Source organism: Rathayibacter oskolensis (assembly GCF_900177245.1).
Taxonomy (GTDB): Bacteria; Actinomycetota; Actinomycetes; order Actinomycetales; family Microbacteriaceae; genus Rathayibacter; species Rathayibacter oskolensis.
The window spans coordinates 881,718-900,963 of record NZ_FXBM01000001.1 but is presented as its reverse complement, the minus strand read 5'-3'; the positions used below and the strand labels follow the sequence as shown (position 1 = coordinate 900,963).

Below are 19,246 nucleotides of genomic sequence, written 5' to 3'. Positions count from 1 at the left end.
CCGACCATGACAGACGTCACGCTCGTCACGACCGACGAGGTCGGGACCCCGGCGGTGCCGGCGAAGCTCGACCGGCACCGCCCCAGGCCCCGCCGCTCGTCGCTGCGCTCGAGGACCGCCCCCTACTTCTTCAGCGCCCCCGCGATGATCCTCTACCTCGCATTCACGGTCGTCCCGCTCTTCTACGCCCTCGGGACGAGCTTCTTCGCCCAACGCCTCACCGGCGGCGGGATCCTGGGGACGAAGGAGTCGGTGTTCGTCTGGTTCGAGAACTACGCCAAGGTCTTCACCGACGCGAGCCTCGTCGCGGGGCTCGGCAGGCTGGCGATCTACGGCCTCATCGCCGTCCCCCTCACGCTCGGGCTCGCCCTCCTGTTCGCCCTCCTCCTCGACGCCCAGGGCACGCGGTTCACGCGCTTCGGCCGGACCGCCATCTTCATCCCCTACGCCGTCCCGGGCGTGGTCGCAGCGCTGATGTGGGGCTTCATGTACCTGCCGAGCACCAGCCCGTTCTCGTACGTGACCCGCTCCCTCGGTCTCGGGAGCATCCCGTTCCTCGAGCAGGAGGGGCTCTACGGCTCGATCGCGAACATCACGATCTGGGGCGGCATCGGCTTCAACATGCTCGTCATCTACACCGCTCTGCGGAGCATCCCGAACGAGCTCGTCGAGGCGGCCCGGATCGACGGGGCGAGCGAGACGCAGATCGCCCTGCGCGTGAAGGTGCCGCTCGTCGGGCCCGCGCTCATCCTGACCGCGATCTTCGCCCTCCTCGGAGCCCTCCAGCTGTACGGCGAGCCGGCCATGCTGATGCCGCTGACCAACACCATCTCGACGACCTGGGCGCCGCTCATGTCGATTTACCGCGACGCCTTCGTCCTCGACAACCTGTCGTCCGCGTCCGCGTCGTCGATGATCCTCGCGATCGGCACCGCAGCGGTCTCGCTCGCGGTCCTCGCCGTGGTGCGTCGACTCAGCCGAAGGGGGATGGCATGACCGCCATGACCACCCGTCCGACGAGCTCCGCAGCACCCGGGCGCCCCTCGAGGTCCCGGCTGACGTCGGAGCGGGCGAGGATCCTCCCGACGATCCTGCTGCTGATCGGCGGCGTGTACTGCCTGATCCCCGTGGCGTGGGTCTTCGTCGCCTCCTCGAAGGCACCGGGCGAGCTCTTCAACTCGTTCACGTTCGCGCCCGGCTCCGGGCTGCTCGGCAACCTCACCGATCTCTTCGCCTACAACGACGGCGTCTACGGGCTGTGGGCGATGAACTCGCTGCTCTACGCCGGCGTCGGCGGAGTGCTCTCGACACTGGTCTCAGCTGCGGCGGGCTACGCGCTCGCCAAGTTCGACTTCCCCGGCGGGCGGATCTTCTTCGGCGCACTGCTGGCCGGGCTCCTCATCCCCGGGATCACCCTCGCCGTCCCGCAGTACATGCTGCTGTCCGAGCTGGGCCTCGCCGGCACCCGCTGGTCGGTTCTGCTCCCGAGCATCATCAGCCCGTTCGGCATCTACCTCTGCAAGGTGTTCGCCGAGGGCGCCATCGCCCAGGAGGCGCTCGAGGCCGCTCGCATCGACGGCGCGAACGAGTGGCGCATCTTCTCGGAGATCGTGCTGCCGCTGATGGTGCCCGGCATGGTGACCGTCTTCCTGCTGCAGTTCGTCGGCATCTGGAACAACTTCCTGCTGCCGTACATCATGCTCGCCGACTCGACCACCTTCCCGCTCACCGTCGGCCTCAGCTCGCTGCTCTCGCAGGGCTCGGGCTCGCCGGCCCTCTACTCGCTCTCCATCATCGGCGCCGCCGTCGCGATCGTCCCGCTCATCGCCCTCGTGCTGTTCCTTCAGCGCTTCTGGCGACTCGACCTGATCTCCGGAGGAGTCAAAGGATGACCCGATCGCACACCGATCTCGACTGGCCCACAGCAGGCATCAGCTTCGGGGGCGACTACAACCCCGAGCAGTGGGACCGCGCCGTCTGGCGCGAGGACGTCGAGCTGATGAAGCGGGCCGGCGTCTCGATGGTGTCGCTGGGCATCTTCTCCTGGGGCCTGCTCGAGACCGCGGAGGGCGTCTACGACTGGGAGTGGTTCGACGAGATCGTCGATCTGCTGGGAGAGAACGGGATCGCGATCGACCTCGCGACGCCGACCGCCGCTCCCCCGAGCTGGCTTCTCGCCGCGCACCCCGAGTTCCCGCCCGTGGACCGCGATATGACGCGGCACTGGGCGGGCGCCCGTCTGGGCTGGTGCCCGAGCAACCCCGACTTCCGCGCGCACGCGCTCAGGATCGTCCGCGCCGTGGCCGAGCGCTACGGCTCGCGGGAGCACGTGGTGATGTGGCACGTCAGCAACGAGCTCGGAGGCGGCAACGGCCACTGCTACTGCGACGTCTCCGCGGCCGCGTTCCGCCGCTGGCTCGGAGAGAGGTACGGCACGATCGACGACCTCAACGCGGCGTGGGGAACCGCCTTCTGGGGCCACCGCTTCACCTCTTTCGACGAGGTGCTCCCCCCGCGCGGGAACGACGCCAAGAATCCCTCGCTGATGCTCGACTTCGACCGCTTCTCGTCCGAGCAGCTGTTCGACCACTACCTCGCCGAGCGGACGCTGCTGCTCGAGATCACGCCCGACCTCCCGGTCACGACCAACTTCATGGTCGGTGCGGAGTCGGACGCCGTCGACTACGCACGCTGGGCGCCGCTGATGGACATCGTCGCGAACGACCACTACACGCGGTCCTCCGACCCGCTGCCGCAGCAGGACGTCGCGTTCTCGGGCGACCGGATGCACGCCCTGACCACCGAACGGCGGCCCTGGCTGCTGATGGAGCACTCGACGAGCGCGGTCAACTGGCAGCCCCGCAACCGGGCGAAGAACCCGGGCGAGCTGATCCGCGACTCCCTCAGCCACGTCGCGCACGGGGCGGACGGCGTGCTGTTCTTCCAGTGGCGGGCCTCCCGAGCCGGTGCCGAGCAGTTCCACTCGGCGATGGTGCCGCACGCGGGCGTCGACACGAAGGTGTTCCGCGAGGTCGAGGCGCTCGGCGCGCACCTGCGCAGCCTGGCAGCGGTCAAGGGTTCGCGGGTGCGGCAGGCGAGCGTCGGCATCCTCTTCGACAACGAAGCGGGCTGGGCGATCCGCGAGGGAGTGAAGCCGAACAACTTCCTGTCCTACGGCGCCGCGGTGCGCGCCTGGCACGCCGCGTTCTGGCGCAGGGGCGACGCCATCGACGTCCTGCCGCCCTGGAAGGACTTCTCGGGCTACGAGACGCTCGTCGTCCCGCAGCTCTTCCTCGTCTCGGACGACACGGCGGCTCGGGTCGCGGCCTTCGCCCGAGAGGGCGGGACAGTCATCGTGACGGCGTTCTCGGGGATCGTCGACGAGAACGATCACGTCCGCCTCGGCGGCTATCCCGGTGCGTTCCGCGAGCTGCTCGGAGCCTGGTCGGAGGAGTTCCACCCCCTGCAGAACGGGCAGGGCTTCGTCCTCGACAACGGCTGGGCCGGAACCGAGTGGACGGAGCACGTCCACCTCGAGTCGGCCCGGGCGCTCGCTCACTACCGCGGTGGTGCGCTCGACGGAGTGCCGGCCGTGACACTCCGCACCCTCGAGGGAGGCGGCCGAGCGGTCTACGTGTCGGCCGGCCTGGACGACTCCTCCATCGAGGCGCTGGTGGCCGAGCTCGTCACCGCTCCCTCCGGCCTTCCCCGCCACGACGGCAGCGACCTCGAGATCGGGATCCGCGAGAACGACGACGAGCGCTTCGTCTTCCTCCTCAATCACGGCCCCGCCGACGCCACTGTCGACATCGCCGGCGACGAACTGCTGACGGCCTCGGCCGTCACCTCCTCCCTCATCGTCCCCGGAGGCGGCGTCCGGGTCGTCCGCACGCCGCGGGTGTAGCGGGGCCCGCTGCTCGAGCAGCCCGCGCAGTGGCGGATCGAGATCCACGACTCCGGAGGACGCAGGTCGCGATGGCCGCTCCGCAGCTCCCAACCAGAGCGAGGCGCGGGCCGCGGAGGGGTCGGCTGCAAGGCGGACGAGGGAGCGATACCGGCGGTATCGCGACCGAGGACAACGCCGCAGACGGCCCCTCCGCGGCCCGCGCCGCTCAGCGGCGGGTGGCGTCGTCGACTTCGCCTACGAGCTCCTCGATGATGTCCTCCAGGAACAGCACTCCGGTGGCCTCCCCCTTCTCGTCGAAGGCGCGGGCGAGGTGGGCGCCGGTGCGGCGCATGATCGCGAGCGCGTCCTCGAGGTCGGTCGCCTCGAAGATCGAGGCGAGCTGACGGATCCGCTTGGTCGGGATCGGCAGGCGGAACTTCGCACCCTCGGTGTCGCCGTCGAGGTCGAGGACGTCCTTGAGGTGGATGTACCCGTCGGGCTGCCCGTCGTCGCCGAGGACGACGTAGCGCGAGAAGCCGTGCTTCGCGACGGCGCGTTCGACGTCGGCGGGCGTCGCTCCGGCCGGGAGGCTGACGATGCCGTCGAGCGGCAGCGCCACGTCGTGCACCTTCTTCTCGGTGAACTCGAACGCCGCGAGGAGGGTGCCCGTCGAGTCGCGGAGGGTGCCCTCGCGGGTGGACTGGTCGACGATCGTCTGCACCTCCTCGAGGGTGAAGGTGCTGTTCGCCTCGTCCTTCGGCTCGACGCGGAACAGGCGGAGCACCGCGTTCGAGATCGCGTTGAGCGCCACGATGATCGGCCGCAGCACGCGGGCGATCGCGACGAGCGGCGGCGCGAGCAGGAGCACGGCGCGGTCCGGCATCGAGAACGAGATGTTCTTGGGGACCATCTCGCCCAGCACCACGTGCAGGAACGAGACGATCAGCAGCGTGATGACGAAGGCGACGGTGCCCGAGAGCTCGTCCGGGATCCCGACGGCGTGCAGCGGCACCTCGAGCAGGTGGTGGATCGCCGGCTCGCTCACGTTGAGGATCAGCAGCGAGCAGACGGTGATGCCGAGCTGGGTCGTGGCCAGCATCAGGGTCGCGTGCTCCATGGCGGCGAGCGCGGTGATCGCGCTGCGGCGACCGCTCTCGGCGAGGGGCTCGATCTGGGAGCGGCGCGCGGAGATGACCGCGAACTCGGCGCCGACGAAGAAGGCGTTCGCGGCGAGCAGCACCACGAGCCAGGCGATTCCGGCCCAGTCACTCATCGCCGGCCTCCTTGCGTGCTCGGTGCGGGCGGCCGACGTCGGCCAGGGGGTCGGGTATCTCGTCGGGGCCGGCCTCGGGGTCGGGCGTGTAGCGGATCCGGTCGATCCGCCTCCCGTCGAGGCGTTCGACCCGGAGGGAGCCGCCGTCCACGACGACCTCGTCGCCGACCGCCGGCAGGCGGCCGAGCTCGCTCATCACGAAGCCGGCGACCGTCTCATAGGGGCCCTCCTCGGGGATGTGCACGCCCGCGCGGTCGCGGACCTCGTCGGGTCGGAGCATCCCGGGGAAGGTCGTCGACCCCGGCAGCTTCACGACGTCGGCGCGGGAGCGGTCGTGCTCGTCGGCCACCTCGCCCACGAGCTCCTCCACGAGGTCCTCGAGCGTGGCGACACCGGCCGTGCCGCCGTACTCGTCGACGACGACGGCCAGCTGGAAGCCCCGGCCGCGGAGCTCGGTGAGGAGCACGTCGAGCTTCATCGTCTCGGGGACCCGGAGGGGCTCCGAGCGCAGAGCGGTGACGGGAACCTCCGAGCGCTTGCCGCGCGGGACGGCGACGGCCTGCTTGACGTGCACGACTCCGACGATGTCGTCGATGTCGTCGTCCGTGATCGGGAACCGCGAGAGCCCGGTGGTGCGCGCGAGATCGAGGACGTCCTGCGCGGTGCTCGCGCGCTCCAGGGTCGAGACGCGCAGTCGCGGAGTCATCACGTCTCCGGCGGACAGCGCGGAGAAGCGGAGGGTGCGCCCGAGCAGATCGGCGGTGTCCTCTTCGAGCAGGCCGGCGCTCGCGGAGTGGCGGACGAGGCTCGAGAGCTCCTCGGCGCTGCGGGCGCCCGAGAGCTCCTCCTTCGGCTCGATGCCGACCAGGCGCAGGAGCGCGTTGGCGCTGCCGTTGAGGAGGGCGACGGCCGGCCGGAACACGGTGGTGAACGCGGTCTGCAGCGGCACGACGAGCTTCGCCGTCGCCCGCGGCAGCGCCAGCGCGAAGTTCTTGGGCACGAGCTCGCCGAGGATCATCGACAGGAGGGTCGCGATGATGATCGCGACGACCGTCATGACCCCCGAGAGCACGTCCTCGGGGAGCCCGAGTCCGCTGAACGGCTGCTCGAGGAGCGTCGACAGCGCCGGCTCCATCGTGTAGCCGGTCAGCAGCGTGGTGAGGGTGATCCCGAGCTGCGCGCTCGAGAGGTGCGTCGAGGTCACCTTGAGGGCCGCGATGGTCATGCCCAGGCGCGTCTCGCCGCGGTCGCGACGGGCTTCGAGGTCGGCGCGGTCGAGGTTGACCAGGGCGAACTCGCTGGCGACGAACACGCCGGTGCCGAGCGTCAGCAGCAGGCCGACACCGAGGAGGAGCCACTCAGTGCCCACGGAGGTCACCCCCGGTCACGGTGCGGGAGTTCGAGGAGTGCCGGACGAGCCGGTCCGAGCGCGGATGGGCAGAAGGGGGGTCGTCCATTGTGGCGTCGAGTCTACCCGGCCGCGACCTGCACCACAGCCGTCGGTCGGCGCCCGATCAGAGCCATTTCTTGCGCTTGAACACGGCGTAGAGCGCGAAGCCGAACACGAGCATCAAGCCGATCGCCCACGGGTAGCCGAGCCGCCAGTGCAGCTCGGGCATCTCGTCGAAGTTCATGCCGTAGATCCCGGCCACGAGGGTCGGCGCGAAGAGGATGGCGGCCCACGACGAGATCTTGCGGACGACGTCGTTCTGAGCGAGCCCGGTCTCGGTCTGGCGCCGCGAGACCAGCGTCGAGTGCACAGTGAGGGCCTTGTCGAGGATCGCCCGCAGCGCGTCGACCGCCTCCGTCACGCGGATGGTGTGGTCGAGGACGTCGCGCAGCGAGCGGTGCAGCTCGACGTGCTCGGGAGTCGCCCTCGCCCCTGTCGGCGTGGTCGAGTCGTCGGCCAGCAGGTGCAGCAGGGCCGTCAGGGGCTGCACCGAGCGCTGGAAGTGGATGACCTCGCGAGAGAGGCGGTAGATGCGCTCCGAGAGCCCGTCGTCGGAATCGGTGCCGAAGAGCTGGTCCTCGATCTCGTCCACGTCGCCCTGCACTCCCTGGACGACCGGCGCGTACTCGTCGACGACCTGGTCGAGGATGGCGTAGAGGACCGCCTCCGGTCCGCGCGCCAGCAGCGCCGGATCCTCCTCCAGGCGCCGCCTGACCCGAGCCAGGTCGGGCGAGTCCGCGTGCCGGATCGTGACCACGAAGTCGGGACCGACGAAGACGTGCAGCTCGCCGAACACGACCGTCTCGGCGGAGTCGACGTAGCGCGCCGGGCGGAGGACGACGAAGATCCCGTCGTCGTAGCGCTCGAGCTTCGCCCGCTGGTGGCCGCTGAGCGCGTCCTCGACCGCGAGCGGATGCAGCCCGAACTCCTCGGCGACCGCCTGCACCTCCTCGCGGCTCGGGCGGTAGAGCCCGATCCACGCCATCCCGTGCTCCTCGCGCATCAGCTCGAAGGTGTCCTCGAGCGAAGCGGGGTTGCGGATGCGGTGGCCGCCGACGTACACGGCGTTGTCGACGATGGTCATGCGCTCGGTTCTAGCAGACGGGGCGGTGGTGGGCGGACCGGGGGCTCGGCGGGCGGGACCGGGTCACCAGCTGACCGGCAGCGCCTTCCCCTCCTCGTAGCCCGCCGCCGACTGCAGACCGACGAGGGCCCGCTCGTGGAAGTCGGCGACGCTGCGGGCACCGGCGTAGGTGAACGACGAGCGGACACCCGAGGTGATCATGTCGAGCAGGTCCTCGAGCGAGGGACGCAGCGGGTCGAGGTAGATGGTCGACGACGAGATCCCCTCGGCGAAGAGGCGCTTGCGGGCGAGCTCGTAGGCGTCGAGCCGGTCGAACCGCTCCTGCACCGCCTTCGCGGAGGCCATCCCCCAGCTCTCCTTGTAGACCCGGCCGGCCGCGTCGCTGCGCAGCTCGCCGGGAGCCTCGATGGTCCCGGCGAACCAGGAGCCGATCATGACGGAGGATGCGCCCGCGGCGAGCGCCAGCGCCACGTCGCGCGGGTAGCGCACCCCGCCGTCGGCCCAGACGTGCGCGCCGAGCTCGCGGGCGCGATCGGCCGTCTCGAGGACCGCCGAGAACTGCGGCCGCCCGACGGCCGTCATCATCCGGGTCGTGCACATCGCGCCCGGTCCCACTCCGACCTTCAGGATGTCGGCACCCGCGTCGACGAGGTCGCCGACGGCCTCGGCCGTCACCACGTTGCCCGCGGCGATCGGCACGCCGAGCTTCAGTGCCGAGACGGTGCGCAGCGCCCGCAGCATCCCCTCCTGGTGGCCGTGAGCCGTGTCGAGGACGAGGACGTCGACTCCCGCGCCGACGAGCGCCCGGGCCTTGGCCGCGACGTCGCCGTTGATGCCCACGGCGGCGGCGACCCTGAGGCGCCCGCCGGCGTCGAGCGCGGGGTCGTAGAGGGTGGAGCGGAGCGCGCCGGTGCGCGAGAGGGTGCCGACCAGGGCGCCGTGGTGGAGCACGGGGGCGAAGTCGAGGTCGGCCGCGACCATCAGGTCGAAGGCCGCGCGCGCGGTCGGCACGTCGTCGGCGTCGATCGCCGGCGCCGCACCGTGCACCAGGTCGCCGAGCTGCGCATCCGGGAGGGCGGTCGCGAGACGCGACGCCGGCACGCAGCCGAGGATCGAGCCGTCGGCCTGCTGGATCACGAAGCCGTGGCCCGCGACCGCGGGCAGGATCGCGAGGGCCTGCTCGACCGTCGTCTCCGGAGGCGCCGTCAGCGCACCCGAGAAGGCGACCGGCTGGTCCTTCACCCAGCGGATCGCCGCGTCGAGCGCCTGCAGCGGCATGTCCTGCGGGAGGACGCCGAGGCCGCCGCGCCGGGCGAGTGTCGCGGCCAGGCGCTGGCCGGTCACCGAGTTCATGTTCGACGAGACGATCGGGATCGTCGCGCCGGTCCCGTCTCCGGGGGCCAGCGACACGTCGAGCCTGCTGGTCACCGAGGACCTGCCGGGGACCAGGAAGACGTCGGAGTAGGTGAGGTCGCCCGAGGGCGATCCGCCGTAGAAGCGCATGCCTGAGACGCTACCCCGACCCGCGCGCGGGGGGCGTCGCGACCGGGATCGGGGCTAGGCTTGACGACCGGGACGGGACCAGGCGACGAGGCCGGTCCAGGTGGACGAGGACGACCTCCTCTCCGCCGGGATCCAGGCGTCGAGGGATGCGGCGGGCCCGTCCGAATCAGCGCAGAACACTGATCGGCGCTGAGCACATGAACGCAGAGCGAATCAACGGAGAGAGTGGGCGATCGGCTGTGTCGAGCCAATTGACCGGTGTGGGTACGGACCAGGGCTCGGAGGACTTCGGAGCCAACGAGTGGCTCGTGGAGGAGCTGTACGAGCAGTACAGCGCCGACAAGGCCTCCGTGGACGAGTCCTGGTGGCCGATCCTGGAGCGCTACGGACAGCAGCTGGCGGGCAAGGGCGCCGCGACTCCCCCGGCGGCCGAGAAGGCCGAGAAGGTCGAGAAGCCCGCCGCCGAGCAGAAGCCCACGGCGGAGCGCACCTCGAGCAGCGCAGGGGCGACGGTGACCCATCCCGTCACCGCCCCCGCGGCCGGGGCTCCCGCGTCGAAGACGACGTCGAAGCAGCCCAAGCCCGCGCCGATCCCGGCCGACGCACCGGTGAGCAAGCCCGCCGAGGCCGACACGGCTCCGGCCGAGGAGGACGTGGTCACGCCGCTCCGCGGCATGGCCAAGAGCCTCGCCACCAACATGGACGCGAGCCTCACCGTCCCGACCGCGACGAGCGTCCGCACGATCCCGGCGAAGCTGATGATCGACAACCGCATCGTCATCAACAACCACCTGCGCCGCACCCGCGGCGGCAAGGTGTCGTTCACGCACCTGATCGGCTGGGCGCTGATCCGCGCGCTCAAGGACTTCCCGAGCCAGAACGTCTTCTACGACGAGCCCGACGGCAAGCCCTCGGTCGTGGCGCCCGCGCACGTCGGACTCGGCATCGCCATCGACATGCCCAAGCCCGACGGCAGCCGTGCCCTGCTCGTCCCGAGCATCAAGCGCGCCGACACGCTCAGCTTCACCGCCTACCTCTCGGCCTACGAGGATCTGGTCAAGCGCGCCCGCGCCAACAAGCTGGTCGCGGGCGACTTCGCCGGCACCACCCTGTCGCTGACGAACCCCGGAGGCATCGGCACCGTCCACTCCGTGCCGCGCCTGATGAAGGGCCAGGGCTGCATCATCGGCGCCGGCGCCCTCGAGTACCCCGCCGAGTTCCAGGGCTCATCCGAGAAGACCCTCGTCGAGCTGGGCATCGGCAAGACCATCACGCTGACCTCGACCTACGACCACCGCGTCATCCAGGGCGCCGGTTCGGGCGAGTTCCTCAAGATCGTGCACGAGCTGCTCATCGGCAAGCGCGGGTTCTACGAGGACATCTTCGCGGCGCTGCGGATCCCCTACGACCCGATCCACTGGTCGACCGACATCGCCGTCGACCTCGCCGAGCGCGTGTCGAAGACCTCCCGCGTCCAGGAGCTCATCAACTCCTTCCGCGTCCGCGGCCACCTCATGGCCGACGTCGACCCGCTCGAGTACGTGCAGCGCTCGCACCCCGACCTCGAGATCGAGAACCACGGCCTCACCTTCTGGGACCTCGACCGCGAGTTCGTCACCGACGGCTTCGGCGGCGCGCGCCAGCTGAAGCTGCGCGACATCCTCGGCATCCTCCGCGACTCCTACTGCCGCACCGTCGGCGTCGAGTACATGCACATCCAGGACCCGGAGCAGCGGGCCTGGATGCAGCAGAAGCTCGAGCGGGGCTACGAGAAGCCCGGCCACGACGAGCAGCTGCGCATCCTCGGCCGGCTCAACGAGGCGGAGGCGTTCGAGACCTTCCTGCAGACCAAGTACGTCGGTCAGAAGCGCTTCTCGCTCGAGGGCGGGGAGTCGCTGATCGCGCTCCTCGACGCCGTCCTCCAGGGAGCGGCCGACGACGGCCTCGACGAGGTCGCCATCGGCATGGCGCACCGCGGCCGTCTCAACGTCCTCACCAACATCGCGGGGAAGACCTACGGGCAGATCTTCCGCGAGTTCGAGGGCACTCAGGACCCCAAGACGGTCCAGGGCTCCGGAGACGTGAAGTACCACCTCGGCACCGAGGGCACTTTCCGCGGTGCCGGCGGCGAGGAGATCCCCGTCTACCTCGCGGCGAACCCCTCGCACCTCGAGGCCGTGAACGGCGTGCTCGAGGGCATCGTCCGGGCGAAGCAGGACCGCAAGCCCATCGGCACGTTCACCACCCTCCCGGTCCTCGTGCACGGCGACGCCGCGATGGCCGGCCAGGGCGTGGTCGTCGAGACCCTGCAGATGTCGCAGCTGCGCGCCTACCGCACCGGCGGCACCATCCACATCAACATCAACAACCAGGTCGGCTTCACGACCCCGCCGCACGAGGCGCGCACCTCGATCTACTCGACCGACGGCGCGAAGACGATCCAGGCGCCGATCTTCCACGTGAACGGCGACGACCCCGAGGCCGTCGTGCACGTCGGCCAGCTCGCCTTCGAGTACCGCCAGCGGTTCCAGCGCGACGTGGTCATCGACCTGATCTGCTACCGCCGACGCGGGCACAACGAGGGCGACGACCCCTCGATGACCCAGCCGCTGATGTACAGCCTGATCGAGGCCAAGCGCTCGGTGCGCAAGCTCTACACCGAGGCGCTCGTCGGTCGCGGCGACATCACCGAGGAGGAGTACGACCGCGCCCACCAGGACTTCCAGGACCGCCTCGAGCGCGCGTTCGCCGAGACGCACGCGGCGCAGACCGGCGCGATCCCCGTGATCACCGCCGACGGCGACTCCGTGGCCGACCTCGAGCTGCCCGACGCCCAGCAGGGCGAGGACTACCCCGGCGAGCCGGAGGTGACCGGGGTGAAGACCGAGGTCGTCACCCGCATCGGCGACGCGTTCAACTCGCCGCCCGAGGGCTTCACCGTCCACCCCAAGCTCCAGCAGCTGCTCACGAAGCGGCAGGAGATGAGCCGCTCCGGCTCGATCGACTGGGCCTTCGGCGAGCTCCTCGCGCTCGGGTCGCTCCTGCTCGAGGACACCCCGGTGCGCCTCGTCGGCCAGGACACCCGCCGCGGCACGTTCGTGCAGCGCCACGCCGTGCTGCACGACCGCGACAACGGCCAGGAGTGGCTGCCGCTGATGAACCTGTCCGAGCAGCAGGCGAGGCTGTGGATCTACGACTCGCTGCTCTCGGAGTACGCCGCCCTGGCGTTCGAGTACGGCTACTCGGTCGAGCGGCCCGACTCCCTGGTGCTCTGGGAGGCGCAGTTCGGCGACTTCGCGAACGGCGCCCAGATCGTCATCGACGAGTTCATCTCGTCGGCCGAGCAAAAGTGGGGCCAGCGCTCCTCGCTCGTGCTCCTGCTCCCGCACGGCTACGAGGGTCAGGGACCCGACCACTCGTCGGCCCGCATCGAGCGCTACCTGCAGATGTGCGCGGAGCGGAACATGACCGTCGCGCGCCCCTCGACTCCGGCGTCGTACTTCCACCTGCTGCGCCGACAGGCGTACTCGCGGCCGCGCCGCCCGCTCGTCGTCTTCACCCCGAAGGCGATGCTGCGTCTGCGCGGGGCCTCGAGTCCGGTCGAGGACTTCACGTCGGGCCGCTTCCAGCCCGTGATCGACGACGCCCGCATCCAGGACGCCTCGGCGGTGAAGCGCGTGCTGCTGCACGCCGGCAAGGTGCACTACGACCTGAAGGCCGAGCTCGAGAAGAAGCCCGACGAGGCGATCGCCCTCGTGCGGATGGAGCAGTACTACCCGGCTCCGCTCGACGAGCTGCGCGGCATCGCGGAGCGCTACCCCGATGCGGAGTTCGTCTGGGTGCAGGACGAGCCCGAGAACCAGGGCGCGTGGCCGTTCATCGCACTCGAGGTCGCGCCGCAGCTGGGCCGCCCGATCCGGGTGGTGTCGCGGCCCGCAGCCGCCTCGCCCGCGGCGGGCTCGGCCAAGCGCCACGCCTCCGAGCAGGCCGACCTGCTGTCGCGGGCGCTCACCCGCTGACCTCCGGAGACGACGGAACCCCGGTCCATCGAGGGAGCCTGCTTCTGCAGGCCGCCTCGACGGACCGGGGTTCGTCCGTCTGGAGTGGTGGGCGCTAGACGCGCGCCGGCGCCGAGGCGTGGGCCGCCTGGGAGTCGCGGAGCATCCCGAGGACCTGCGCTCGGAGGTCCTCCGGCGCCGTCTCCTTGCACGCGCGCTGGACGGCGACGGTCAGCACGACGCCGACCTTCGCCTCACCTGAGCAGTCCGGGCAGTTCGCCATGTGCTCGCGGATGTCGGCGGCGTCCTCCTTGCACAGTTCGTTGTGCAGGTACTCCTCGAGCTCGGCCTTCGCCTTCGTGCAGCCGCAGTCGGTCATTTCGTGCTCCCGGTGGTGAATGCGGCGCGGATCCCGCGCTCGCGTGCGTAGTCGGTGAGTCGTTCGCGCAGCATGCGCCGGCCGCGGTGCAGCCGGCTCATGACGGTCCCGACGGGCGTCTTCATGATGTCCGCGATCTCCTGGTAGGAGAATCCCTCGACATCGGCGAAATAGACGGCGAGACGGAAGTCCTCCGGGATCGCCTGCAGGGCCTCCTTGACGGCGGTGTCGGGGAGGTGGTCGATCGCCTCGGCCTCGGCCGAGCGGCTCGAGGTCGCGGTCGTCGACTCCGCGCCGCCGAGCTGCCAGTCCTCGAGCTCGTCGATCGCGCTCTGGTAGGGCTCGCGCTGCTTCTTGCGGTACGAGTTGATGAAGGTGTTCGTGAGGATGCGGTAGAGCCACGCCTTGAGGTTCGTGCCCTGCTCGAACTGCTTGAACGCACCGAACGCCTTGGCGAAGGTCTCCTGGACGAGGTCCTGGGCGTCGGAGGGGTTCTTGGTCATCCGCAGGCCCGCGGCGTAGAGCTGGTCGATGAAGGGCAGCGCCTGCTGCTCGAACAGCGCGCGCAGATCGACCGGAGCGTCGGGTGCGACGTCGCCGAGGGACTCCTCGACGGTCTCCTCGGCCTCTGCGGAGGCCGGCGCCTCCTGATCGGTGCGGGGGCGTGTGCTGTCGTCGCGTGTCATCACGAGCGATTCTAGGCCGCGGCCCGCCCGACGGATCGGGGTTGCAACGGCACGGGGCCGTACCAGGACGACTGCGGGGTCGTTCGTGCGGACCGCTTCCGCCAGTGCTGACGCCATGCTCCGCCTCCGTCCCTCGCTCGCCGACTACTCTGATAACCGATGGTCTTCTCGCGTTATTCCGCTCCCGAGTTCGATCCGTACGGCGACGCCCGCGCGCTCCCCGGAGAGGACGTCTGGACCGCGCCCACCGCCGCGGGCGCTCTCGACGCGGTGATCGAGCTCCCGGGCTCCAAGTCGCTGACGAACCGCGAGCTCGTCCTCGCCGCCCTCGCCGACGGCCCCTCGACGCTGCGCGCTCCCCTGCACTCGCGCGACAGTGCCCTGATGATCGAGGCGCTCCGCTCGCTCGGCACGACCATCCGCGACTCCGGAGCGACCGGCTCCTTCGGCGCCGACCTCGTAGTCGAGCCCGCCGACGAGCTGCTCGGCTCGACCACGATCGACTGCGGCCTCGCCGGTACCGTCATGCGCTTCGTCCCCCCGCTCGCCGGTCTGGCGCTCGGCCCGACGACGTTCGACGGCGACGCCTACTCCTACCAACGGCCGATGGGCGCGACCATCGCGTCGCTCCGCTCGCTCGGGGTCGACGTCGCCGACGACGGCCGCGGCTCGCTGCCCTTCACGGTGCACGGCTCGGGATCCGTCCGCGGAGGCGACATCGTCATCGACGCGTCCCGTTCGAGCCAGTTCGTCTCGGCTCTGCTGCTCGCCGCTCCTCGCTTCGACGAGGGCCTCCGGCTCCGCCACGAGGGTGCGCACCTGCCGAGCCAGCCGCACATCGAGATGACCATCGCCGCGCTCGCGGCGCGCGGGGTCGAGGTCGGCGTGCCCGCCCCCGGGCAGTGGAGCGTCGAGCCCCAGCCGATCGCCGCCGCCGACACCCTGATCGAGCCCGACCTCTCCAACGCCGCGCCGTTCCTCGCGGCGGCCCTCGCGACCGGGGGCCGGGTGCGGCTGCGCAACTGGCCCGCCGAGACGACGCAGGTCGGCGCGCACCTCGAGCACCTCCTCCCCCTCTTCGGCGCGAGCGTCGAGCGCGACGGCGGCGACCTCGTGGTGACGGGCGGCGACGAGATCCTCGGAGTCGATCTCGACCTCTCGGAGGGCGGCGAGCTGGCACCCGCGCTGGCGGCCCTGGCGGCGCTCGCCACCGGCCCGAGCACCCTCACCGGCATCGGCCACATCCGGCACCACGAGACCGACAGGCTCGCCGCTCTCGCCGCCGAGATCAACGGACTCGGCGGAGCGGTGACCGAGCTCGAGGACGGCCTGCGGATCGAGCCGGCGGTCCTCCACGGCGGTCGCTGGAAGACCTACTCGGATCACCGCATGGCGCACGCCGGCGCGCTGCTGGGGCTCGTCGTCCCGGGTGTCGAGGTCGAGGACATCGCGACCACGTCGAAGACGCTCCCGCAGTTCCCCGAGCTGTGGGTCGCGCTGGCAGGGTCGGTCTGAGCCGTGTCGTGGTGGACGGACAGCGGCCTCGACGCCGACGGAGCGCTCGACGACTTCGACGGCTACGACGAGTCGGACGCGAAGGTCCGGCCGAACCCGAAGGGCACCAAGCCGCGCACGAAGCAGCGTCCCGCCTACGAGGACGCCGAGATCGCGATGGTCCTCGGCGTCGACCGCGGCCGCTACACCGTGATGATCGGCGACGGCACGCCCGAGGAGCACGAGTTCACCGCGGCGCGCGCCCGTGAGCTGCGGCGCCAGGCGATCGTCGCCGGAGACCGTGTCGACGTGGTCGGCGACTCCACCGGCGACGAGGGCACCCTCGCCCGCATCGTCCGCATCCGCGAGCGGACGACGCTGCTGCGCCGGAGCGCGGACGACACCGACGCGATCGAGCGGGTCATCGTGGCCAACGCCGACCAGATGCTCTGCGTGGTCGCGGCCGCCGACCCCGAGCCGCGCACCCGACTCGTCGACCGCTACCTCGTCGCGGCCTTCGACGCGGGGATCACTCCGATGCTCTGCATCACCAAGACCGACCTCGCCGACCCCGGCCCGTTCCTCCGCAACTTCGAGGGCCTGGACCTGCGCGTGTTCCTCTCGAGCCAGGAGGAGCCTCCGGTGGACGAGATCGCCGAGGCCCTCCTCGGGCACGAGACGGTCGTCGTGGGCCACTCCGGAGTCGGCAAGTCGACACTCGTGAACAGGCTCGTCCCCGACGCGCACCGGGCGATCGGCCGGGTGAACACCGTGACCGGACGCGGCAGGCACACCTCCTCCTCCACCGTCTCGCTGCGCGTCGAGCGCGGCGACCGGCACGGCTGGGTGATCGACACCCCCGGCGTGCGCTCCTTCGGACTCGGGCACGTGAACGTCGACAACATCCTCGGCGCGTTCACGGCGCTGGCCGCGCTCGCCGAGGACTGCCCGCGCGGCTGCACCCACCTCCCCGACTCCCCCGACTGCGCGATCATCGAGGCGGTCGAGGAGGGGCGCCTCGGCCCGACCGGACCGGAGCGGCTCGACTCTCTCCAGCGACTCCTGACCACCTTCGCGCCCTCCGACGGAAGCAGACGATGACGAACACCGCCCTCCCCCCGATCCCCGTCGACCAGCGCCTCGCGGCCGGAGACGTCGCCCCGGAGTTCACGCTCGCGGACCAGGACGGTCGGCCGGTGTCCCTGGCCGACTACCGCGGGCGACGCGTCATCGTCTTCTTCTATCCCGAGGCGGACACGCCCGCCTGCACGAAGGAGGCGTGCGACTTCCGCGACAACGCCTCCTCGCTGCGCTCCTCCGGCTACGAGGTGCTCGGCGTCTCTCGCGACACCCCGGACGCGCTGCGCCGCTGGGCGGACGCGCAGGGCATCGACTACCCCCTCCTCAGCGACCCCGACCGCGCCGTGCACCTGGCGTGGGGCGTCTGGGGCGAGAAGAGCATGTACGGGAAGACCGTCATCGGCGTCCTCCGCTCGACCTTCGTGGTCGGCCCCGAGGGCGTGCTCGAGTTCGCGCAGTACGGCGTCCGGGCCACCGGGCACGTGCAGGCTCTGCGCAAGAAGCTCAAGCTCGTCTGAGGCACTCGCGCAGCGCCGGGGGAACCCGTTCTCGCCCAGGGAGCCCGTTCAGCGCGGTGTCTCGGCGGTAACGGGTTCCCCGGCGTCGTCAGAAACCCTCGTTGAAGCGCGGGGCGTAGTCGGCGCCGAGCGCCGTCAGCTCGTCGTCGGTCAGCTCGAGGTCGACCGACGCCACGGCGTCCTCGAGGTGCTGCATCTTCGTCGCCCCCACGATCGGCGCGCTCACCACGGGCTGCTGCCGCACCCACGCGAGCGCGACCTGCGCGCGCGGGATGCCGCGCTCCTCGGCGATGCGGGCGACGGTCGCCGCGGTCCGGCGGTCCCCCTCCTCCTGCTGGTGGTAGAGCGTCTTGCCGTAGAGGTCGGTCTCCGTGCGCGCGGTCGTCTCGTCCCAGTCGCGCGTCAGGCGGCCTCGGGCGAGCGGCGACCACGGGATGACGCCGACGCCCTGATCGAGGCAGAACGGGTGCAGCTCGCGCTCGTCCTCGCGCTGGATGAGGCTGTACTGGTCCTGCATCGAGACGAAGCGGGTCCAGCCGCCGAGGTCGGCGGTGTACTGAGCCTTCGCGAACTGCCACGCCCACATGCTCGAGGCGCCGATGTAGCGCGCCTTGCCCGAGCGCACGACATCGTGCAGGGTCTCCATCGTCTCCTCGATCGGCGTCTCGGGGTCCCAGCGGTGGATCTGGTAGAGATCCACGTAGTCGGTGCCGAGGCGGCGCAGGCTGTCGTCGATGGCACTCAGGATGTGCCGGCGAGAGAGACCGCCGCCGTTGGGTCCGGGGCGCATCGTCCCGTGTACCTTGGTCGCGATCACGACCTCCTCGCGGACGGCGAAGTCGGCGAGCGCGCGGCCGACGAACTCCTCGCTCGTGCCGTCCGAGTAGACGTCGGCGGTGTCGAATGTGGTGATGCCGAGCTCGAGCGCCCGGCGGAGGAAGGGCCGCGACTCCTCCTCCCCCATGCTCCACGCATGCGCGCCGCGGTCGGGAGCGCCGTAGCTCATGCAGCCGAGGATGACCGAGGAGACCTGGAGGCCGCTGGCGCCGAGTCGGGAGTAGTCCATGGAGGAGCGTCGCTTTCGTCGCGGGGAGAGGGGCCCCTCAGCCTCCCACCGGGAGCAGGCCCGCGCTACCCGACGGGAGGATCGCGGCGGGTCGCGGCGACGACGCTCGGGAGGAAGATCATGACCACGGCGACGAGCGCCGGGGCGAGCAGCGCCCAGCCGACGTCGGGGACGGCGTACTGACCCTGGAAGGCGCCGAGCGCGACGGCCATCTGCACGAGCTGCATCGTCAGGGCGGAACCGCGCATCCAGCTGCGCCGGCGCACCGCCCCGAGAGTCGTCGCGGCCGCCCAGCAGAGCGCGATGACGGCGAGCACGACGATCGCGACGCCTCCGCCGATCGTGTCGGCCCGCGTGGTCACCAGCTCGACCACGAGCCAGGCGGTGAGGGCTGCGACGGCGAGCGTCTCGAGCGCGAGGACCGCGATCAGCACCAGCAGGCCGGGGGGTCGCGAGGCCGATTCAGGGCCGGTCGGAGGCCAGTTCTCCTCGATCATCACAGCCACATCCCATCCTGGACTCTTGATTCGGTCTCACCACCGTGAGAGGCTACTGGGGTTCGTTTCACCGCTCACAGGGTCGTGGGTTTCCGCCGATGTGAACAACCCGATCCTGTCGAGCCGCGAGGCCCGACGTGCCGCAAGGCGTGACGCGCCGAGAGGCACGGCACGGAGCCGGGCGAGCTCGTCCGGAAGAACTGAGCGACACCCCGTCCACCCCCTCGAACCGCCTTGCGCAGCTGCGCGGGGCTTCGTGGCGTGCGCCGGTGAGTGCGCGAGGTGCTTCCGCCGTCGAGGTCGATCGTCGGCGTGATCCGATCATCTCATTC

Annotated in this window: 15 protein-coding genes; 7 read left to right on the top strand and 8 right to left on the bottom strand. The window is 70.8% G+C overall.

The features are described 5' to 3' along the window. The first annotated feature begins 6 nt into the window (after window positions 1-6). The 3 genes from B9Y99_RS04465 to B9Y99_RS04455 are packed head-to-tail and all read left to right on the top strand — an operon-like array spanning window position 7 to window position 3,904. Complete coding sequence (locus B9Y99_RS04465; RefSeq protein ID WP_085475356.1) at window positions 7-996, top strand: carbohydrate ABC transporter permease; 990 nt, start codon at window positions 7-9, stop codon at window positions 994-996. Beyond that, window positions 993-1,892: a carbohydrate ABC transporter permease gene (locus B9Y99_RS04460; protein ID WP_085475355.1), complete on the top strand. Its 900-nt coding sequence runs from the start codon at window positions 993-995 to the stop codon at window positions 1,890-1,892. Before B9Y99_RS04465 ends, B9Y99_RS04460 begins: the two co-directional genes overlap by 4 nt. Beyond that, window positions 1,889-3,904: a beta-galactosidase gene (locus tag B9Y99_RS04455; protein ID WP_085475354.1), complete on the top strand. Its 2,016-nt coding sequence runs from the start codon at window positions 1,889-1,891 to the stop codon at window positions 3,902-3,904. Before B9Y99_RS04460 ends, B9Y99_RS04455 begins: the two co-directional genes overlap by 4 nt. Window positions 3,905-4,112: 208 nt before the next feature. Here the strand turns inward: B9Y99_RS04455 and B9Y99_RS04450 are convergent, their stop codons facing one another. From B9Y99_RS04450 to guaB1, 4 genes are all read right to left on the bottom strand, one after another. Then, the gene (locus B9Y99_RS04450) at window positions 4,113-5,159 is read right to left on the bottom strand and encodes a hemolysin family protein (RefSeq protein ID WP_085475353.1); all 1,047 of its coding nucleotides are present in this window, start codon (window positions 5,157-5,159) and stop codon (window positions 4,113-4,115) included. Continuing rightward, entirely contained in the window at window positions 5,152-6,537 is a 1,386-nt protein-coding gene (locus B9Y99_RS04445) for a hemolysin family protein (protein WP_085475352.1), read from the bottom strand. The genes B9Y99_RS04450 and B9Y99_RS04445 overlap by 8 nt, the downstream gene beginning before the upstream one ends. Window positions 6,538-6,673: 136 nt before the next feature. Beyond that, window positions 6,674-7,693 (bottom strand): magnesium/cobalt transporter CorA, encoded by a 1,020-nt coding sequence (gene corA, locus B9Y99_RS04440; RefSeq protein WP_085475351.1) that lies wholly within the window; start codon window positions 7,691-7,693, stop codon window positions 6,674-6,676. A gap of 63 nt (window positions 7,694-7,756) precedes the next feature. Continuing rightward, complete coding sequence (gene guaB1, locus B9Y99_RS04435; protein WP_085475350.1) at window positions 7,757-9,196, bottom strand: GMP reductase; 1,440 nt, start codon at window positions 9,194-9,196, stop codon at window positions 7,757-7,759. 239 nt (window positions 9,197-9,435) lie between these two features. Between guaB1 and B9Y99_RS04430 the strand changes: the two genes are divergently transcribed. Continuing rightward, window positions 9,436-13,215, top strand: coding sequence for a multifunctional oxoglutarate decarboxylase/oxoglutarate dehydrogenase thiamine pyrophosphate-binding subunit/dihydrolipoyllysine-residue succinyltransferase subunit (locus tag B9Y99_RS04430; RefSeq protein WP_208856882.1), 3,780 nt, complete (start codon window positions 9,436-9,438; stop codon window positions 13,213-13,215). Between the two features lie 94 nt (window positions 13,216-13,309). Here the strand turns inward: B9Y99_RS04430 and B9Y99_RS04425 are convergent, their stop codons facing one another. Both B9Y99_RS04425 and B9Y99_RS04420 read right to left on the bottom strand, forming a co-directional pair. Then, window positions 13,310-13,573, bottom strand: coding sequence for a zf-HC2 domain-containing protein (locus B9Y99_RS04425; RefSeq protein ID WP_085475348.1), 264 nt, complete (start codon window positions 13,571-13,573; stop codon window positions 13,310-13,312). Then, window positions 13,570-14,259, bottom strand: coding sequence for a sigma-70 family RNA polymerase sigma factor (locus B9Y99_RS04420; protein WP_085475347.1), 690 nt, complete (start codon window positions 14,257-14,259; stop codon window positions 13,570-13,572). Before B9Y99_RS04420 ends, B9Y99_RS04425 begins: the two co-directional genes overlap by 4 nt. A gap of 159 nt (window positions 14,260-14,418) precedes the next feature. Between B9Y99_RS04420 and aroA the strand changes: the two genes are divergently transcribed. The 3 genes from aroA to bcp are packed head-to-tail and all read left to right on the top strand — an operon-like array spanning window position 14,419 to window position 17,351. After that, a complete protein-coding gene (gene aroA / locus B9Y99_RS04415) occupies window positions 14,419-15,774 on the top strand; it encodes a 3-phosphoshikimate 1-carboxyvinyltransferase (protein ID WP_085475346.1) in 1,356 nt (451 codons plus the stop codon). A 3-nt stretch (window positions 15,775-15,777) separates the two neighbouring features. Continuing rightward, window positions 15,778-16,854 (top strand): ribosome small subunit-dependent GTPase A, encoded by a 1,077-nt coding sequence (gene rsgA / locus B9Y99_RS04410; RefSeq protein ID WP_085475345.1) that lies wholly within the window; start codon window positions 15,778-15,780, stop codon window positions 16,852-16,854. Continuing rightward, on the top strand, window positions 16,851-17,351 hold the full coding sequence (gene bcp / locus B9Y99_RS04405) for a thioredoxin-dependent thiol peroxidase (RefSeq protein WP_085475344.1): 501 nt from the start codon (window positions 16,851-16,853) through the stop codon (window positions 17,349-17,351). Before rsgA ends, bcp begins: the two co-directional genes overlap by 4 nt. An 88-nt stretch (window positions 17,352-17,439) precedes the next feature. On the opposite strand, the gene B9Y99_RS04400 is transcribed toward bcp, so the two are convergent. Next, entirely contained in the window at window positions 17,440-18,417 is a 978-nt protein-coding gene (locus tag B9Y99_RS04400) for an aldo/keto reductase (protein WP_085475343.1), read from the bottom strand. Between the two features lie 65 nt (window positions 18,418-18,482). Then, window positions 18,483-18,923 carry a hypothetical protein gene (locus B9Y99_RS04395; RefSeq protein WP_425298470.1) on the bottom strand — a complete coding sequence of 147 codons (441 nt, stop codon included), beginning with the start codon at window positions 18,921-18,923 and terminating at the stop codon, window positions 18,483-18,485. Window positions 18,924-19,246: the final 323 nt, after the last annotated feature.